This window comes from Cyanobium sp. NIVA-CYA 375, from assembly GCF_056108345.1.
This window is the reverse complement of sequence record NZ_JBSYHW010000450.1, coordinates 1-504: the sequence shown is the minus strand read 5'-3', so window position 1 is coordinate 504 and position 504 is coordinate 1. Positions and strand designations below refer to the sequence as shown.

Annotated in this window: 1 protein-coding gene; it reads right to left on the bottom strand. The window is 69.6% G+C overall.

The genetic code is table 11. The features are described from left to right. A partial coding sequence (locus AC01FP_RS19060) for a DUF2157 domain-containing protein (protein ID WP_474482552.1) occupies positions 1 to 350 on the bottom strand: 350 nt, incomplete at its 3' end. Between the last annotated feature and the right edge of the window lie 154 nt (positions 351 to 504).

Sequence of the window (504 nt, the reverse complement as noted above, 5' to 3'; positions counted from 1 at the left end):
TGTCCGATGTGGCCGAAGAACGCCATTCCGAGCATGGCCAGCACGAACAGCGCGGCTTCCAGCCCCCACGGATGGTCGCGCCCAAGCGCTTCGCCGCGCCAGCCAAGGAAGCCCCCCAGCGCCAGCATGACCGCGAAGTGGATCGCCAGCCGGACCATGCCCGGCACGTCTTCCCAGTTGGCCGCGACGACCGAGATCACCCCCAGCCCGATGGCGAGAGCGCCGATCCCGATCACCGCCCACAGCGCCAGCGGGCGGCTGTGCTCGGCTTCCCACGCGCGGATTCGCCCGGCGGTATCGGCGTCGATCACCCCGGCGGCGAGCCATGCCTGAAGCTTGCGTTCGCTCATCGCCGGCCGGTGTAGCGCAACGGCACAGCGAGGCAATCGCCCCCGGTTCTCATTCCCCCGTCACCTGCACCTGACTGGTGCCAACGTGGGCCGCCGCGAACTCGACCACGTCGCCCGGCTGGAGGAAGTGATGGCTGGCCTGCTCGTTGGCGAT